This is a genomic window from Amycolatopsis viridis, from assembly GCF_011758765.1.
GTDB lineage: Bacteria > Actinomycetota > Actinomycetes > Mycobacteriales > Pseudonocardiaceae > Amycolatopsis_E > Amycolatopsis_E viridis.
In genome coordinates this window covers 5520151-5536684 of sequence record NZ_JAANOU010000001.1, presented here as the reverse complement: position 1 = coordinate 5536684, position 16534 = coordinate 5520151, and the positions used below count along the sequence as shown (strand labels likewise).

Genomic DNA, 16534 nt, shown 5'->3' with positions numbered 1-16534 from the left:
GGTCGTAGGCCGGGCGGACGAACCGTTACCGGTTGTTGCCGGTGAGTCTTCCTTCGCCTCACCTCACCGAGGGAAGATGCCTCGACTGATGATCAGACGAGGGGACTCAGGGTGACGACCACTCGAAGAATCGGCGTGCTCGCCGCCACCGCGCTGGCCGCATCGGCGGTAGCGGCGGCACCCGCCTCGGCCGCGAGCGCCGACGTCGTGATCGCCGAGGTCTACGGGGGCGGTGGCAACAGCGGCGCCACGCTGACCAGCGATTTCATCGAACTCGCCACTGCGGGCGGCACCGTCGGGCTGGACGGCTGGAGTGTGCAGTACCTGCCCGGTTCGCCCAGCGCGTCGAGCCGCTGGCAGGTCACTCCGCTGACCGGCTCGGTGGCCGCGGGCGGCCGCTACCTGGTGGCCGAGGCCACCGGCTCGGGCGGCACGGTGCCGCTGCCCGCCGCCGACGCCACCGGCTCGATCGCGATGGCCGCGACGTCCGGCACCGTCGCGCTCGTCCACGGCACCACACCCCTGACCTGTCTCACCACGCCGGACTGCGCCGCCGATCCCCGTATCCGTGACCTCGTCGGTTACGGCTCGGCGGCCGTCCGCGAACGCAATCCGGCCCCCACGCCCGGCAACACCGCCTCGACCGCCCGGGCGACCCTCACCGACACCGACGACAACGCGGCCGACTTCGCGACCGGTGCCCCCACCCCGGTCAACGGCCGTGGTCAGACCTCCGGCGGTGACGCGGGTGGCGCACCCGCCAGGATCCACGACGTCCAGGGCACCACGCGGATCTCGCCGCTGGCCGGCACCAAGGTCACCGGCGTGACCGGCATCGTCACCGCCGTGCGGGCGTTCGGTTCCGCGCGCGGCTTCTGGCTGACCGATCCGCAGCCCGACAACGACCCGCGCACCAGCGAGGGCGTGCTGGTGTTCACCGGCTCGGCCACGCCCGCGGTCGCCGTCGGCGACGCGGTCACGGTGTCCGGCACCGTCACCGAGTACTACCCGGACAGCCCGGCCACCTCCGTTCACCAGTCCACCACCGAGATCACCGGTGCGCGCTGGACCGTCCAGTCCACCGGCAACCCGCTGCCCGCCCCGACGGTGATCACACCGGACACCGTCCCGGGCGCGCTCGTGCCGCAGCCGGGCGGCAACATCGAGAACCTGCCGCTGGAGCCGGCGGAGTACGCGCTGGACTTCTGGGAGGCGCACGAGGGCGAGGTCGTCACGGTCCCGGACGCCCGCGTCGTCGGACCGTCCACCAGCTACCACGAGGTCTACGTGACCACGAAACCGGCGGAGAACCCGACCGGACGCGGCGGCACCGTCTACACCGGATACGACTCGCCGAACACCGGCGTGCTCAAGGTCGAGTCGCTGATCCCGTTCGCGCAGCACCCCTTCCCGCAGGCGAACACCGGGGACACGTTCGCCGGGCTCACCTCCGGTCCGATCGAGTACGACAGCTACGGCGGTTACACGGTGCAGGCCACTGCCCTGGGCGAGCTCAAGGACGGCGGCATCCAGCGCGAGGTGACGCGCAAGCGGTCGCCGAGCGAGCTCGCCGTCGCGACCTACAACGTCGAGAACCTGTCTGCTGTGGACGATCAGGCGAAGTTCGACGAGCTGGCGCACGGAATCGTGGACAACCTCGCCGCGCCCGACATCGTGACCCTGGAGGAGATCCAGGACAACAACGGCGCCGGCGGTGACGGCCTGGTGGCCGCCGACCAGACCCTGAAGCGGTTCACCGACGCGATCGTCGCGGCGGGCGGTCCGCGCTACGAGTCGCGCCAGATCGACCCGCAGGATCGGACCGACGGCGGGGAGCCGGGCGGCAACATCCGCGTCGGCTTCCTCTTCAACCCGGACCGGGTGTCCTTCGTGGACCGTCCGGGTGGGGACGCGACGACGCCGGTGTCGGTGGTGGCCGACCACGGCCGGCCGCACCTGTCGGTGTCACCGGGACGGATCGACCCGGGCAACCCGGCGTGGACGAACAGCCGCAAGCCGCTGGCCGGGGAGTTCGTGTTCCACGGGCACACCGTGTTCGTGATCGCCAACCACTTCAACTCCAAGGGCGGTGACCAGCCGGTGCACGGCCGGTACCAGCCGCCCGCCCGGAGTTCCGAGGCCCAGCGCGGGCAGCAGGCGCGGGTGCTGCGCGGGTTCGTCGACCAGGTGCTGGCCGCCGACCCCTGGGCCGACGTCGTCGTGGCCGGTGACCTGAACGACTACCAGTTCGCACCGGCGTTGCGCACGCTCACCGCAGGCGGTGCGCTGACCGACCAGATCGACCGGTTGCCCGCCGGCGAGCGGTACAGCTACGTCTACGAGGGCAACTCGCAGGTGCTCGACCACATCCTGACCTCGCCCGCGCTGTCGCGGGTGGACTACGACGTCGTGCACATCAACGCCGAGTTCGCCGAGCAGGCCAGCGACCACGACCCGCAGATCATCCGCTACCGCCCGGCCCGCTGACGCCCGCTGACCGCCGCCGCCCCCAGCGCGGCGGCGGTCAGCGGTGCAGCTGCCGGGCCCGGCGCTGGGCGGCCCGCGCGGCCTGGAGCATCGCCTCGGCGAGGTCCATCGGCTGCACCTGCTCGAACAGCGCCGAGTTGACGGCGACCTCGAGGACCTCGCCACTGGGCGAGACACCGACCTCGACCAGCCCCCAGTCGTCCTGGGCCGTGGTGACCTGCTGCGCGGCCTGGCGGCGCCGGGCAGCGGACTGCTCCTCGACGGACTTGGTGGTCAGATCGCGGTTCACCCGGACCTCTTTCGCTCCATCGGTCACTATGACGTCACCGACTCCCCAGTGGTTTCGTGTGCAACCAACCACATGCGCGCAACGTCTGACGATCATGCACTGGACACGAGCCACCGTCGAGCACCTCTCCCGCCGCGACGTCGCGCCCGCGGTGCCGGCCACCGTGCGCGGCGTCCTGATCTGGGCGCGGGTGTACGTGCGCCGTCCGCTGCCGAAGCCGGACACGCTCGAGCCGGAGACCTGGATGCGCCCGGCGAACTAGCTAACGCCGTGCGCGCCAGCCCAGCGACAGCACCGCGTCGACCAGTTCCTGGTACGCCTCTTTGACCTCGCGCAGGTACAGGTCCAGCCGCGAGGCGTAGGCGTGCGGGGCCGGTGCGGGGTCGGCGCCCACCTCGAGCCAGGGCAGGCGGCTCACGTTGTCCTGCGCCATCCGCCACCAGTGCTGCGCGCCCTGCACCGTGCGGGTCTCGCGCTCCCGGGCCTCGGCCACGGCGGCTTCCGCGGCCGCGATCTCGGCGTCCAGCTCCGCGGCTCGCCGCCGCTCCCACGCCCGCAGCTCCTGCGCTGCCTTACCGGCCAGCCCGACGATCTGCTTGTACTCCTGGCCTGCGTTCACGACTGGTGCTCCGGCCGGTCGAAAGGAATCATCACTTCGGGAGACACGTGCGTGCTGCGGTCGAAGAACAACGCGCGTCCCGGCCGCGGCGACCAGTGCACGACCTGCCCGGCCGCGAACTGGCTCAGCTCCGAGCCCTGCACGTCGAGTGCCGCCCACGCGCCGATGTCGTCGGTTCCGGCGAACCCGAGCGTGTCCTTGAGCCGGGCCGTGCTGCGCCACCACCCGATCGTGTGGGTGCCCTTTCCGGGGCCCTGCTTGAGCACGATCCGGAAGTGGTCGAGCCCGCTCTTCAGCTGGCCGGGTGCTTTCTGCTCGAGGATCGGCAACGCTCCGTCCACGCCGTAGAGCAGCAGGATCCTCGCGTGCTCGGGGGGTTCCTCGGCGAGCTTCGCCATGTGCTCGCCGAGCTCCACGTCGCTCAACCGCACCACGCGGTGCCCGTCGGCCTCGAGACCGTCGGCCAGCTCACCGACCGCGGACGCACACCGGTCCACCAGGCAGGACACCAGGAACTCGACCTCGTGCGGCGGGTACTGCCGGCCGAGCGACCGCGCCGCGGCGTCCATGATGGACAGTGCCTCGGCGATCGCCGTGCCCATCACCGCCAGGTTCCGGCCGGGCGCCCCGGTCAGCTCGACCGCACACGCGGTGTCGGCCACGTCGATCGACTGGCCCAGCAGCGCCCGCGGCGTCGCGCCCGTGGTGAGCGCGGCGTACGCGGCCGAATGCTCCAGCACCGGTGAGTGCGCGCCGTCGAACAGCCGCGGCCGCTCGTGTTCCCGGGCGTAGCGCTCCCACAGTTCCCGTTGCAGCGTCGAGAAGATGTCCTTGCTGCTCGCGTCCGGCACGTGCGCGAGCTGGTTGCCGTGCGCCACTCCGGAGTCGTGGTTGATCACCGCGTGCCACTTCGGCGCGGCGACGGCGGCGTTGTTGGTCTCGGCGAGCACACGCCGCGCCTTGGGCATCGCGATGCGCAGCGTGCACTGCTCGAACACGGCCGGCTTGCCCCAGAACGCGTCGATCCCGGCGATGTCCTGGCTGGCCAGGATCAGGTGGATGCCCTGGGCGCGGCCGCGGCGGGCGATGTCCTCGAGCAGCGCCGTTGCCTGGTTGGTGACCCCGTCCCGGCCCGCGAACAGGTACTGGAACTCGTCGATCACCGCGACGATCCGCGGCCAGTGCCCGTCCGGGTCCTGCTGGCGCAGCCCGGTTAGGTCGGTGACCTCGTGCTCCTTCGCCGCGGCCGACCGGCGGCGCAGTTCGTCGGCGAGGAACCGCAGCAGCGCCAGGCCGAACTCGCGGTCGGTGTTGACGTTCACCCCGATCAGCCGTGCGTGCGGCAGCCAGCTCGCGTCGCGGCGGCCTGGCGCGAGCCCGGCGAAGGACACGCCCTCCTTGAAGTCCAGCAGGTACAGCGCGAGCTCGTCCGGTGGGTAGCGCGCGGCGAGGCTGCCGAGCAGGGCGTAGAGGAAGTTGGTCTTGCCCGAGCCGCTCGGGCCGCCGATCAGCGCGTGCGGGCTCGCGTCGCCGATCACCACCTCGACCGGATCGCCCTCGTAGAACCCGACCGGCGCGCGCAGCTCGCGCGCGGAGCTCTCCTGGCCCAGCTCGGCGGGCAGCAGGTCGCGGAACGACCGCGGGCCGCCCTGTTTCTCGACCAGCGCGTCGGCGAGCCGGCTCGCGGCGGCGCTGACCTCGGTCGACGGGATCGGCGGGTCCAGGTCGACGACCAGGTCGGGCCCGGTCATGCTGGTTGCCGCGTGGTGCTCGTCGAGCATGCGGATGTTTTCGAAGGAGCCGCCCAGGATCGCCGGGACGTCCACGGTGATCAGCGAGATGCCGGCGGCCAGCGCGGCGCCGGCGATGCGTTTGAGCTCGCGCAGCGGTTCGGGCGCCCAGGTCTCGCCGTTGCCGAACAGCACCGCGATCCGCCACGGCTCGACCCGCTGCCCGAGCTGGTCGCGCAGCCCGCGCAGCGACGTGTGCCCGGACTGCATGGTCTGGGCGTGGATGCGGCGGATGTGCCCGGTGAGCTCGTCGAGCAGGACGCCGAGCTGGTCCGGGTCGTACAGCGTGACCGCGGAGGTGCGCGACAGCGGGTACAGGTTCGGCAGCACCGCGGTCAGCTGCGCGACGTCCCACAGGTGCACCCGCACCGCACCGAGCTCCATCGCGCTGAGCACCCGCAGCAGCAGGCCCTCGATGAGCGATTCGACCGCGTGACGGGTGCGCACGGCCGTGGTGATCGCCAGGTGTGAGTCGTCCAGCAGCGGCACCACCACCGGGAACGGGCCGGAAGAGTCCATGGTGGACGATCCGATGCGCCACAACGGCGGCGGGCTGAGCGGCTCCCGGCCCGGCCGGCCCAGCCACGCGCTGGGCGGCAGGCTCGCCGGCCCGGGCGCAACGTGCGCGACCAGGTCGCGCAGCCGGGCCGGCACGGTCGCCGCGTCCGTGTAGAACGCGGCGTGCTGCGCGTTGAGCTTGTCCCGGACGCCGGCCATGACCGGGCTGCGCAGTGCGGTGGCGAGGTTCTCGTCCCCGGCCGCGGCGTCGATGCCGACCCGCACGATCTGCTGTTCCAGCTGCAGCCGGGCCAGTTCGGTCTCGGCGATCTGGCGTCCCGCCTGCGCGGCGCCCAGCACCATGCCGAGCTTCTCGCGCATGGCGCCCAGGGCCGCGACGACCCGGCGTTTCTGCTCGTTGGGCTTCGGCATCGCGCGCCTACAGCCGGGCCAGGTAGGTGTTCACCAGGTCGTCCGCGGCGCGCAGCCGGTCGGCGTCCTTGCCGAGCCGGTCGACCGCCGCCTCGAGCTCCGGCGGCACCCACGCATCGGCGTGTTCATGAGCGTTGACGATCGCTTCGCGTGCTTCGTCCAAGAGCTCCACCGCACGGTTGGTGTGTTCGCCGGCCTCGGCCAGTTTCGCACGGAACACGGCCAGCTGGGCCTGCAGCTCGGGGAGCGAGAACATCTAGAGCCGGGCGGCGTACGACTCGGCCGACGACACGGCGGCCTGGATCGTGTTCTGCTGCCCGCTGATGCCCTGCAGCGCCTCGGCGAGCATGCTGTTCGCCTGGGTCACCTCCGGCTGCGTGCTGCCCGAGGTGACCTGACCCAGGATCTGCTGGGCCTCCTCGAGTGCCTGAGCGGCCTGCTGGAGGGCTGCGACGCCGGCATTGCACTTCTCGTTCGCCATCGCGATCCCAGCGCGGATCTCTTCCACTCCGGCCATAGTGACGCGGGTTCTCCTCGAGCTAGCGGTCCGTCCGGCCGCGTGCGCGGCCTGTTACCAAACTATCGGTAGAGCGCGCCGGACCATGAGCCTGGGCACTGGTGCATCCGGGTGAAGTGTGGACATCATCCGCTCAGCGGCTGCAGGTGGGGCACGCGGTGCCGCCGGAGGCGAGCGCGATGTGCTCCTGGATCGCCAGCAGCCAGTCGCGGATCCGGACCCGCCGGTCTCCGCGCCCGTGCCGGTACTGCCGGGTCCTGGCGTGCGCGAGAACGATGAACCAGTCCGCGACCGCTTGGTCGTCGAGCACGAGCTCGTCGACCGGAACGCACTGCGCGAGCACGCGCCTGCCGGCCTCGATCAGCCGCGTGCGCATGTCGGCACCGTGCCGTTCGCGGAAGGCCGCGCTCCGCGCCTTGTCGTCGTAGGCATCGGGGAACAGTTCGGCGTCCGGCAGCCCGCGCCGGCGCCGGAACACGCCGGGCCGGGCGGCCTCCAGCGCCTGCAGCAGATTGGCGACCTCCGTGTGCAGTCGCGCCGCGAACGGTCTGGCCATGCTGATCTCGACCGTCCCGCCCGGGGCCGGCCGGGCGCTGAACTGCGATCGCGGCATCGTCACCGGCTCCGGAGCGTCACGTGCAAGCCCCACAACTGGAGGTCCGCGACGAGGGCCTCGGCCTGCTCACGGGTGGTGCACCAGGTCAGGCAGCCCTCGCCGGCCGTGTCGACGTCGTGGGCCATCTCGAACCCGCGTTCCACGGGCAGCCCGTAGGCGCGGGCGACCGCGAACGCGACGGTGGTGTGGGAGTTCACGTCGTCGTCGTGCAGCACCACGGCCCACTGCTGGTCTGACATGCGCCCGGACTCCCCTCAACGGCAAAACGCCGGGCACCCTCTGCGGGTCGCCCGGCGTTTCACCTGTTCAGCGGCGGAGGATACGGGATTCGAACCCGTGAGGGCTGTTACACCCAACACGATTTCCAATCGTGCGCCTTAGGCCGCTCGGCCAATCCTCCGCCCAGAAGGGTACAGCAGGCCCGCGCGCGCTCCGGCTAGGGCCGCTTCTGTCCGGCGCACGCCCCGGACCTGGCCCGCGCGTCAGGCCGAACGGCTCAGCGACTCCCCGTCGCCCGGAGCGCCGAGCGGCCGGAACAACGCGCAGATCTCGTCCACGACCCGGCGGTGTGCGGCGAGCGCCAGGTGGCCGACCCCGGGCAGCACCACGTTGCGCACGTCCAGGTCCTGGTGCTCGATCCGGCCGTGCCTGCTGGGCAGCACCACCTCGTCGCCGTCGCTGGAGAACGTGACGAACTTCGTGCTGCACCCGGGGGCGGGCTGGTTCAGCTCCGCAACCAGGTCGCTGCCCGGCCGCAGCTGCCGGGCCAGTGGAAGAGGCGAGAACAACCACGCGGCGACCGTGCCGCCGTGCGGCGTGCCGACGGTGACCACCGTCCCCGCGCGGCCGTGCCCGCCGAGCCGCTGCACGTAGTACCGCGCGATCAGGCCGCCCAGGCTGTGGCCCACCAGGTCGACCCGCGGCGCGCCGGTGACCTCGCACAACTGCTCGACCTGCTCGGCCAGCCGCGCCGCTGCGGACCGGACGTCCCGCAGCAGCAGGCTGTAGCTGAACGACACGACCGGCCCCGCGCCGCAACGCTCCAGCGCGAGCTTGAGGTCGGTGAAGACGGCCGTGTTGTCGGCCAGGCCGGGCAACACCACCAGCGGGCGGACCGGCGCCGCGCTGCCCGGGCGCACGGACCAGCGCCGCCCGATACCCGCCGGGTACCGGACCGCGTGCGCCACCACGCTCGCGATCTCGCCCGCAACCGTCCGGAGAACCGCCATCGCACACCTCCACGCCGAGGTGGTCGTCCACTGATGCGAGGTTAACCGGAGGTACCGACAGTTTCGTTTCGCCGAACCGGTCTCGGTTTCGTTTCGGACCCGATCAGTGGACGCAGTGGCGGTCCCGTGGGTGAATCGGCTTCACGAGTTCCCGGAAAATGATTGCCGGCGTGCCTCGTCGGCGATGAAGGTGCCCTTGGCGCGAATGGTGAAGACGAGGCCGCGCTCGCGGAGGATGTGCGTCGCGTGGCGGGCCGTGCCCAGCGAGACGCCGTACTCCGCCGCCAGCCGTCGTTCGGCGGGCAGAGGCGTGTTCGGGAGCAGCTCACCGGCCTCGATCCGGGCCGCGAGGTGCTCGGCCATCATCTCGTAGAGGTAGCCCGGCTGTCCGCTCGGGTCGAAGTCTGGGACGGTCACGCGGAGAACGTAGAACGGCGTTAAAAGGGACCGGTGCGACGGTTGCTCCTTGATGCACTTGTGCGCGCTATGACGGGGTTGACCACGAACGTCCCGCCGCGTTCACGCTATCGGGTGGCGGAATTCGTCCGGTGCCGCAATTTCACCGGACCTGATTCGGCTCGCGCAGCGCGTCGTGACCGCGCCCGCGCAGAATCTCGAACCGTTCGGTCCCGGGCCAGCTGTTCACCCAGCTCGACCCGTCGACGTCCTTCGCGTGTTTCTTCAGCGGCGCCAGCAGGCGCGACACCTCGCGGTAGGACTTCGCCGCGTCGCCCGCGCACACCACCGTCGCCAGCGACACGGTGACCGGCAGGTGCTCGGCCGTCCACGCGGTGTCCAGCAGGGCGTCGGCGACGACCGGGATCTCGTCGATGGCGCACGCGATCAGGAAGTCGTCGCCACCCACGTGGCTCACCGTGACGCTGCGCAGCTTGGCCGCCAGTTCCGTCAGCGTCCGGCCCAGCGCCCGGATCAGGTCGTCGCCCGCCGCGAAGCCTGCCGTGTCGTTGACCCGCTTGAACGAGTCGACGTCCAGCCACGCCACCACGAGCGGGCGGCCCTCGGCGATGCGGCGGTCCACCTCGCGGGCGACCGCGTCGCTGCCCGGCAGCCGGGTCAGCGGGTTCAGCGCGGCCGCTTCCTCGATCTTCGCCTCGGCCATGGCGCGCACGATCTCGGTCACGAACACCACGCCGCGGCACTCGCCGTCCGGGCCGATCACGATCACGTCGTCGCCGGTGCGGGGCAGGTCGGCGTCGGTGACCAGGTCGAGCAGTTCCAGCGCTCCGGCGCCGGTGCGGATCGTGCGCGGCGGATCGGCCAGCCGCGCGGCCGGCTTGTTCGCGTGCAGGGCGTGCCCGAACGGGCCGGTCAGGTCCAGCAGGAACCGCGCCCGGTCGATCGACCACCGCGGCCGCCGGGCGGCGTCCAGGCCGACGATCCCGCTCGGCGCGTCGTGGTCGAGCAGGACCCGCCGGACGTCGTCGCACGTCGCGTCGTCCGGCAGGGTGGTCGCCGGGTGTAGGAAGTCGTCCACGCGTGGCGCGGTCGTCGGGGTCGGCGGCACCGGCAGCGCCGGCCCGGGTGGTTCGGTGACCAGCCCGGACGGCATCGCGGCGGTGCGGGCGGGGGCGAACAGGTTGCCCTGCACGATGCGCATCCCCAGCCGGCGCACCGTTGCGAGCTGCTCCTCGGCTTCGATCCCGGTGGCGGCCAGCCGGATGCCGGTGCGTGCGGTGAAGTGCACGAGCGACTCGACCAGTGCGACCGTGGCGGGCTCGCCGGGCAACCGCCGCAGCGCGGTGCAGTCCAGTTTCACCAGGTCGACCCGGGCCTCGGCGAGCAGGTTCAACGGCAGGTCACCCGAGCCGAGCCCGTCGAAGGCCAGCCGGAAACCCAGGTCGCCGAACCGGTGCATCCCGGCGAGCAGTGCCTTCGGCGACACCCCGTGGAACGGCGCCCCGATCTCCAGCACGATCTCCCGGGGACGGCGGCCGGTGCGGCCGAGCGATTCGAGCAGGGGATCGAGCACCAGGTGCGGCGCCGCGGCGGAGAGCGCGGTCAGGTTCAGGTGCAGGGGGAGCAGCGTCTCGTGGGCCGCCTCGGCGAGCACCGCCTGCGCGGCGAGCCCGGCGTCGACGTGGACCAGCCGTCCGCGGCGCTGCGCCGCCCGCAGCAGGTCCTGGACGCGGCCGTCGGCCGGCCGGGCGAGGGCTTCCACCCCGACGACCCCGCCGGTGTTGAGGCTGTACAGCGGCTGAAAGGCGAAGCCCACCTCCACGTCCGCAGCTGCCACACCCTGAATCCTCCGCCGCCACGGGGCCAACGAGGCCAGATCGTCGGCGGATTGTGGTTGACCTCACTTTTCCGCTCGAGTGGCCCCGAACTGGCCCCTACCGCCGCCACCAGCCACCGCTCCAGGCTGGTCTGGTCTTCCGCGCTGACCAGGGAGGAATCGTTCGTGCCGGGGTCCCACAGCAGTGCCGTCGTGGCCGCCGCCGACTTCGGGAATATTCCGAAATGCAATTTGCAGACCGCAAATTCGCCCGTTCGTCGGTAGCAATTGAACACCGAACAACGGAGAGTGGTGCCGTGGAGGTGTATGGGAGTCGGCGCCACCGATCGTTGACCTTCTCGACTGCCCGGACATGACAGTACTGCCGTTGGATCGTTACCGGCTCTTCCACTCGCGGGACGTGGACGACACCCGCGAGCAGGTGAGCCGCATCTTCTGCCCGCACGAGATGCACACCGTCGGCCGCAGCTCGCAGCTGAACACCAGGGTGAACTACCGCCGCCTGGAGAACGTGACGATCGCGATGATCGCCTACGGCACCGACGTCCGCGTCGAACTCGGCGAACTCGGCTCGTTCTACGTGGTCCTGGCTCCGGTACTCGGGGAAGGCGTGGCCCGGTGCGGACCCGAGCAGATCACCATCACCCCGGGCACGGCCGCGGTGGTCGGTACGGACGAACCGATGCGCATGCGGCTGTCCGCCGACTGCGTCCAGCTGGTGATCCGGATCGAACGGCCCGCGCTGGAGGCCCGCCTGGCCGAGCTCATCCACGGCCCGGTGTCCGAGCCGGTGCGGTTCCGGACGGGCATGGACCTCACACGGGGCTACGGCCGCAGCTGGTACCGCACGCTCGCGTACGGGGTGTCGGAGCTGGACCAGGCGGACACGCTCCTCACGCTCCCGGCCGCGGTCGAGGTGTTCGAACGGAACCTGATCACCGGGTTGCTGCTGGCGCAGCCGCACAACTACACGGCGATGATCGAGGGCCGGGACCGCCCGGTGCCCTCGCGTCCGCTCCGGGCGGCGCTCGACCTGATCCACGGCCGGCCGGAGGCACCGCACACCACGGCCAGCCTGGCGCACCAGGCCGGCGTGAGCGTGCGGGCGCTGCAGAAGGCGTTCCGGGAGCAGCTGGGCAGTTCGCCCGGCGAGTACCTGCGCGGGGTGCGGCTGCAGCGGGTGCACGACGAGCTGTCGGCCGCCCAGGTCGAGGTCACCACGGTCGGGGAGGTCGCCAGCAAGTACGGGCTGATGCACCACGGCCGCTTCGCCGCGGCCTACCGGGACCGGTTCGGCGAGTCGCCCAACGCGACGCTGCGCCGCCGGTCGCGGCGTCTACTCGAGGTCTGAAGGGGTGAAATCGTGCGGGACGAAAGCAGAACGGCACGCCGGGGAGCGTGCGCCGGTGGGGCGCGCGCGGTACCCGGGTGGTGAGCGGCGAGACGGTGGCGGCCCGGGATGCGGTCCCCATCGGACGGTTGATCCGGTCCGCCCGGCAGCGGCGCGGGCTCACCCAGTACCAGCTCGCGGACGAGCTCGTCCTGGTCTCGGGCAACGAAAGCCTGGGCCGCGGCGAGGTGTCCCGCTGGGAGCGCGGAAAACGGGTGCCCGGTCCGTACTGGCAGCAGCACCTGAGCCGGGTGCTGGGCGTGCCGCCGGACGAGTTGCGCGCGGCGGCGCGGGCGACGAAGGAGTGGCGGCAGCACCAGTGAGACTCGCGGCGCCGGCACCGCGCCGGCGGTAGCGGTTGCGCCCGGCGCTACCGGACGGGCGAGAGGTTGCCGGCGATGGCAGAGCTCGGACCCCGGGTGGCCCACCCGCCCGGTCCGGGCGGCTGGTGCTGGGTGAGTCCGCGGCCCGGGACCGGGCGGCGTTCATCGAGCCGTTCGCCGCACCGGAGGGGGCACCTACCTCGGCGGCCCCCGGCCACGGGCCGAGGTCGAGCGCGGTCGCTGACCAGGGACTGTTTCAATCCGAACACGAAACCTTGAAGCCTCGGGCCGGTTACGTAGACTCTCCCGCGGCGAGACGCCCCAGATCCCGCTGCGCCGGCCGGTACCTCAGCGTCGAGGAGCGGCCGGCGCAGCCGCCCCACTCCCTCAGCACGCGTGCTTGGCGCGCAGGACCGTGGTGAGCGCGTCCGTCACCCGGTTCCCCGGCAGGGTCCCATCGGTGCTCGCCTGCTCCAGCGCGTCCAGCACGGCCGACACCCGTCCGCCGGAGGACCACAACGCCTGGTCGGCGCCGGATTGCAGCGCCTTCACCACCGCCTGCGGCAGCGGATAGCGCTGCGTGACCGCCTTCATCGCGCCCAGGTCGTCGGTCAGGATCGGCCCGCGGAAGCCGAATTCGCCGCGCAGCAGCTGGTAGGCCGCCGGGGACAGTGACGCGGGCTCGCCGCCGGTCAGGCCCGGTACGTCGAGGTGGCCGACCATGACCGCGGCGTGGCCGAAGTCCCCGATGTTCCGGTACGGCAGCAGGTCGTTGTCACGCAGCTGCGACAGCGGTGGCGTGGTGACCGAGCCCTGGTGCGAGTCGCCGGTGGCGTGCCCGTGGCCGGGGAAGTGCTTGAGCACCGGCTGGACACCGGCGTCGGACAGCCCGGCGGCGAAGGCCTGTGCGTAGCGCCGGGCGGTCGCCGGGTCGGCGCTGAACGAACGGTCACCGATCACCTCGTCCGCGGGCCCGTCGGTGAGGTCGAGCACGGGCGCGTAGTCGGTGGTCACCCCGCGCGCGGCCATCGCCCGTCCGCGGTCGCGGGCGAGGTCGCGCACCTGGGCGGGCGTGAGCGTGGCGGCCATCCGGCGGGCGCTGGGCATCGAACCGTCCAGGTCGTCGATGCGCTGGACGCTACCGCCCTCGTCGTCGACCGCGACGGACACCGGCAGCCGGGCGGCCCGCTGAACCTCGTCGAGCGCCTTGTTCTCCAGCAGCGCCGTCGCGTTGCCGCCGAGGAAGATCCCGCCGACCTGCTCGGAGCGGACCAGGTCGGTGGTGGCGCGCGGATCCGCGGCGTCCACCCCGACGACCACGAGCTGGGCCATCCGCTGGCGGGGCGTGAGCTGGCCGATCACGGTGGCGCAGGCATCCGGGCCGCTGACGGCGGAGATCCGCGGTTGCGGCGCCGGCGGTGCGGCTGGGACCTGCTGGTCGGCGTCGTCGCCGCCGGTGTAGACGACGCCGGCGGTGAGCAGGGCCCCGGCAGCCAGGACGAGCAGCAGTCGCCGGGTCAGGGGCTGGGCCGGCCTCATGGGGTTTCGGTGGTCCTCTCGGCGCGGGATGGCTTCCGCGGCTCACGGTAACCCAGGGCGCGGGGCGTCCACCGGGCCGTGGCCGGACCGGGTGAGCCCGCGCACGTGTGCGACCGCCCGCGCCCGGGTAGCCGCAGGGATGCGATTCCCGCGTGAGCGGCCTCGCACCCGTGCGGAGTACGAGCGGGGCCTTCCCGGCTACCACGATCCGACGGCCGGCTTCGGTGGCGCGGCGCCTGCCTACAGCGCGCTGACCCTGCGGATCTGGCTCGCGTCGATCGGCATCGTCCTCGCCATCGGGACCGCCGTCCTGTTCGCCACCATCCACGCGTGGTGGGTGACGGTGCTGATGTCCCTGCTGGTGGTGGGGCTGGTGGTCGACCTGCTGTGGGTCGTGCACCGCAAGCGCCGCGGCGAACCGGGTTGACGCGCCGTGGCCACGGGTAGACCGGCAGCATGAGGCGGCGACACACGTTCCGCGACCGCCGCGAGGCCGGCCGGGCGCTGGGCGAGCTGCTGCGCGAGCGGGAATGGCTCGATCCGCTCGTGCTGGGCCTGGCCCGCGGGGGTGTGGTGGTCGGTCACGCGGTGGCCGAGGTGCTGGGCGCCCCGCTGGACGTCGCGGTCGCGCGCAAGATCGGCGCGCCCGGGCAGCCGGAGTTCGGTGTCGGCGCGGTGACGCCGGACGGCCCGCCCTGCTACGACGAGCACTCGCTGTCCGTGCTGGGCCTGCGGCCCGCGCACCTGGAAGCGGCCTGCCGGGCCGAGCGCGCCGAGGCCCGCCGCCGCGCCGTCGTCTACCAGCGTGGCCGTCCGCCGGTGCCGCGGGCCGGGCGCGACGTGCTCGTGGTCGACGACGGTCTCGCGACCGGCGTGACCGCGCGGGCCGCGTTGCGGTCGTTGCGCGAGGACCGCCCGCACGGCCTCGTGTTCGCCGCACCGGTGTGCGCTCCGGAGGCCGCGGCGGCGCTGAAGAGCGACGCCGACGAGGTGCTGTGCCTGCTGGCGCCGCACGGGTTCCGGTCGGTCGGGCAGTGGTACACCGATTTCCGCCAGACCGGAGACGACGAGGTCCTCGAGTTGCTGGAGACGTCATGACCGTTCCACTCACCGTCGACCCCGGGCTCGAAGGCGACCTGACGGTCCCGGCCGACGCCGTCGGTGTCGTCGTGTTCGCCCACGGCTCGGGCAGTTCCCGGCGCAGCCCGCGCAACATCGCGGTCGCCCGCGAGCTCCAGGACAACCGGTTCGCCACGCTGCTGTTCGACCTGCTCAGCCCTGGCGAGGACGGTGGCGGCAGGCGGTTCGACATCGACCTGCTGACCGAGCGCCTCCGGGCGGCGATGGCTGAGCTGTCCCGGCACGAGAAGACGGCGGACCTGCCGCTCGGCCTGTTCGGGGCGAGCACCGGCGCGGCCGCCGCACTCCGCGCCGCCGCGGCCGAACCCGGGCGCGTGCGGGCGGTCGTCTCCCGCGGCGGGCGCCCCGACCTCGCCGGCGACGCGCTACCCCGGGTGCAGTGCCCGGCGCTGCTGATTGTCGGCGCCCGCGACGACGAGGTGCTGCGGCTGAACCAGCAAGCCGCCGCGGAACTGACCGCGCCGCACCGCATCGAGGTCGTCCCCGGGGCTTCGCACCTGTTCGAGGAACCCGGCGCGCTGGAGGCGGTGGCGCAGCTGGCGGCCGCCTGGTTCGGCGACCACCTGCGTTAGGGCTTGCGGCCGACCGCGGCGAGGATGCGGGACTTCGACGGCGCGTCGGCGAACAGCGCGTGCTCGTCGGGGTGCCATTCCGGCGCGAAGACCAGCCCCGGCTCCACCAGGTCGAAGTCGCCGTAGAACTTCAGGAACTCCTCCCGCGAGCGGTACTGCCCGGGGTTGGTGGTGGTCTCGTAGTAGGCCTTGAGGTCGTCCAGCGCCTGGCGTTCCTCGTCGTCGGCCGGGTTCTCGTCGGTCAGCTGGCACATGATCAGCATCGAGCCGGGCGCGAGCTGGTCGCGGTAGAAGTCGAGCGCCTGGTGCGGTTGCTGCTCGTCCTTGATGAAGTGCAGCACCGCGTTGATCACCAGCGCGATCGGCTGCTCGAAGTCGATCACGCCGGTGTCCGCGACCCGCTGCCACAGGTTGTCCGGCTCCAGCAGGTCGCCGGCGATCGCCTGGTGGCGGTCGGGATCGGCGGTGTCGGCGAGCAGCAGCTGCGAGTGCGCGAGTGCGATCGGCTCGTTGTCGATGTAGACGACGGTGGTGTCCCGCTCGGGACGGGCCTCGTCGGCGACCTCGTGCACGTTGCCGGCGGTGGGCAGGCCCGAGCCGATGTCGACGTACTGCCGGATGCCGGCCTTGGAGGTGTACCGGACCGCGCGGCCGAGGAACTGGCGGCAGGCCACCGCCGAGTCGGGGATCAGGGGCAGCCGTGCGCGCACCTTGTCACCGAAGGCGCGGTCGATCGCGTAGTTGTGGTTCCCGCCGATGAAGTAGTCGTACACCCGTGCTGCGGACGGCCGGTCGAGGCTTCCCTCGACGGCCCGCAGCACCTCGTCATCTGCCGCCAT

Annotated in this window: 19 protein-coding genes and 1 tRNA gene; 7 read left to right on the top strand and 13 right to left on the bottom strand. The window is 72.3% G+C overall.

Translation table 11 applies throughout. From position 1 onward, the window contains the following. The first annotated feature begins 111 nt into the window (after positions 1-111). Positions 112-2487, top strand: a complete 2376-nt coding sequence (locus FHX46_RS27460) for an endonuclease/exonuclease/phosphatase family protein (protein WP_313886258.1) — start codon at positions 112-114, stop codon at positions 2485-2487. A 37-nt stretch (positions 2488-2524) separates the two neighbouring features. Here FHX46_RS27460 and FHX46_RS27455 read toward each other — a convergent pair whose 3' ends face one another. Next, positions 2525-2776 carry a YbaB/EbfC family nucleoid-associated protein gene (locus FHX46_RS27455; protein WP_167120682.1) on the bottom strand — a complete coding sequence of 84 codons (252 nt, stop codon included), beginning with the start codon at positions 2774-2776 and terminating at the stop codon, positions 2525-2527. A 94-nt stretch (positions 2777-2870) separates the two neighbouring features. Between FHX46_RS27455 and FHX46_RS27450 the strand changes: the two genes are divergently transcribed. Next, positions 2871-3038 (top strand): hypothetical protein, encoded by a 168-nt coding sequence (locus FHX46_RS27450; RefSeq protein ID WP_167120680.1) that lies wholly within the window; start codon positions 2871-2873, stop codon positions 3036-3038. On the opposite strand, the gene FHX46_RS27445 is transcribed toward FHX46_RS27450, so the two are convergent. From FHX46_RS27445 to FHX46_RS27400, 10 genes are all read right to left on the bottom strand, one after another. Continuing rightward, a complete protein-coding gene (locus tag FHX46_RS27445; RefSeq protein WP_167120678.1) occupies positions 3039-3395 on the bottom strand; it encodes a hypothetical protein in 357 nt (118 codons plus the stop codon). Beyond that, positions 3392-6115 (bottom strand): FtsK/SpoIIIE domain-containing protein, encoded by a 2724-nt coding sequence (locus FHX46_RS27440; RefSeq protein ID WP_167120676.1) that lies wholly within the window; start codon positions 6113-6115, stop codon positions 3392-3394. Before FHX46_RS27440 ends, FHX46_RS27445 begins: the two co-directional genes overlap by 4 nt. A 7-nt stretch (positions 6116-6122) precedes the next feature. After that, the gene (locus tag FHX46_RS27435) at positions 6123-6371 is read right to left on the bottom strand and encodes a hypothetical protein (protein WP_167120674.1); all 249 of its coding nucleotides are present in this window, start codon (positions 6369-6371) and stop codon (positions 6123-6125) included. Then, the gene (locus FHX46_RS27430; protein ID WP_167101203.1) at positions 6372-6632 is read right to left on the bottom strand and encodes a hypothetical protein; all 261 of its coding nucleotides are present in this window, start codon (positions 6630-6632) and stop codon (positions 6372-6374) included. It abuts the gene before it with no gap. 133 nt (positions 6633-6765) lie between these two features. Next, positions 6766-7245: a DUF2017 family protein gene (locus FHX46_RS27425; protein ID WP_167120672.1), complete on the bottom strand. Its 480-nt coding sequence runs from the start codon at positions 7243-7245 to the stop codon at positions 6766-6768. Positions 7246-7247: 2 nt separating this feature from the next. Beyond that, on the bottom strand, positions 7248-7487 hold the full coding sequence (locus FHX46_RS27420; protein ID WP_167120671.1) for an ATP-dependent Clp protease adaptor ClpS: 240 nt from the start codon (positions 7485-7487) through the stop codon (positions 7248-7250). A 74-nt stretch (positions 7488-7561) separates the two neighbouring features. After that, positions 7562-7648 (bottom strand) — tRNA-Ser (locus FHX46_RS27415). An 82-nt stretch (positions 7649-7730) separates the two neighbouring features. After that, the gene (locus FHX46_RS27410; protein WP_167120669.1) at positions 7731-8477 is read right to left on the bottom strand and encodes a lipase family alpha/beta hydrolase; all 747 of its coding nucleotides are present in this window, start codon (positions 8475-8477) and stop codon (positions 7731-7733) included. Between the two features lie 141 nt (positions 8478-8618). Beyond that, the gene (locus tag FHX46_RS27405; RefSeq protein WP_313886257.1) at positions 8619-8894 is read right to left on the bottom strand and encodes a winged helix-turn-helix domain-containing protein; all 276 of its coding nucleotides are present in this window, start codon (positions 8892-8894) and stop codon (positions 8619-8621) included. 142 nt (positions 8895-9036) lie between these two features. Further along, positions 9037-10731 carry a GGDEF domain-containing protein gene (locus FHX46_RS27400; RefSeq protein ID WP_167120667.1) on the bottom strand — a complete coding sequence of 565 codons (1695 nt, stop codon included), beginning with the start codon at positions 10729-10731 and terminating at the stop codon, positions 9037-9039. Positions 10732-11083: 352 nt separating this feature from the next. Here FHX46_RS27400 and FHX46_RS27395 point away from each other — a divergent pair, with 352 nt between their 5' ends. Beyond that, entirely contained in the window at positions 11084-12082 is a 999-nt protein-coding gene (locus FHX46_RS27395; protein WP_243871353.1) for an AraC family transcriptional regulator, read from the top strand. Positions 12083-12162: 80 nt separating this feature from the next. Continuing rightward, a complete protein-coding gene (locus FHX46_RS27390) occupies positions 12163-12444 on the top strand; it encodes a helix-turn-helix domain-containing protein (protein WP_313886256.1) in 282 nt (93 codons plus the stop codon). A gap of 387 nt (positions 12445-12831) precedes the next feature. Here the strand turns inward: FHX46_RS27390 and FHX46_RS27380 are convergent, their stop codons facing one another. Further along, positions 12832-13983, bottom strand: coding sequence for a glycoside hydrolase family 3 N-terminal domain-containing protein (locus FHX46_RS27380; RefSeq protein WP_167120665.1), 1152 nt, complete (start codon positions 13981-13983; stop codon positions 12832-12834). A 139-nt stretch (positions 13984-14122) separates the two neighbouring features. Between FHX46_RS27380 and FHX46_RS27375 the strand changes: the two genes are divergently transcribed. From FHX46_RS27375 to FHX46_RS27365, 3 genes are read left to right on the top strand one after another with little or no spacing between them, the layout of a single operon-like run. Beyond that, positions 14123-14410 carry a DUF6343 family protein gene (locus tag FHX46_RS27375; protein WP_167120663.1) on the top strand — a complete coding sequence of 96 codons (288 nt, stop codon included), beginning with the start codon at positions 14123-14125 and terminating at the stop codon, positions 14408-14410. A gap of 29 nt (positions 14411-14439) precedes the next feature. Further along, positions 14440-15081: a phosphoribosyltransferase gene (locus tag FHX46_RS27370; protein ID WP_167120661.1), complete on the top strand. Its 642-nt coding sequence runs from the start codon at positions 14440-14442 to the stop codon at positions 15079-15081. Then, positions 15078-15695 carry a dienelactone hydrolase family protein gene (locus FHX46_RS27365; RefSeq protein WP_167120659.1) on the top strand — a complete coding sequence of 206 codons (618 nt, stop codon included), beginning with the start codon at positions 15078-15080 and terminating at the stop codon, positions 15693-15695. The genes FHX46_RS27370 and FHX46_RS27365 overlap by 4 nt, the downstream gene beginning before the upstream one ends. Here FHX46_RS27365 and FHX46_RS27360 read toward each other — a convergent pair. Continuing rightward, positions 15692-16534 carry an SAM-dependent methyltransferase gene (locus FHX46_RS27360; protein WP_167120657.1) on the bottom strand — a complete coding sequence of 281 codons (843 nt, stop codon included), beginning with the start codon at positions 16532-16534 and terminating at the stop codon, positions 15692-15694. The two genes, FHX46_RS27365 and FHX46_RS27360, sit on opposite strands and share 4 nt — an antisense overlap.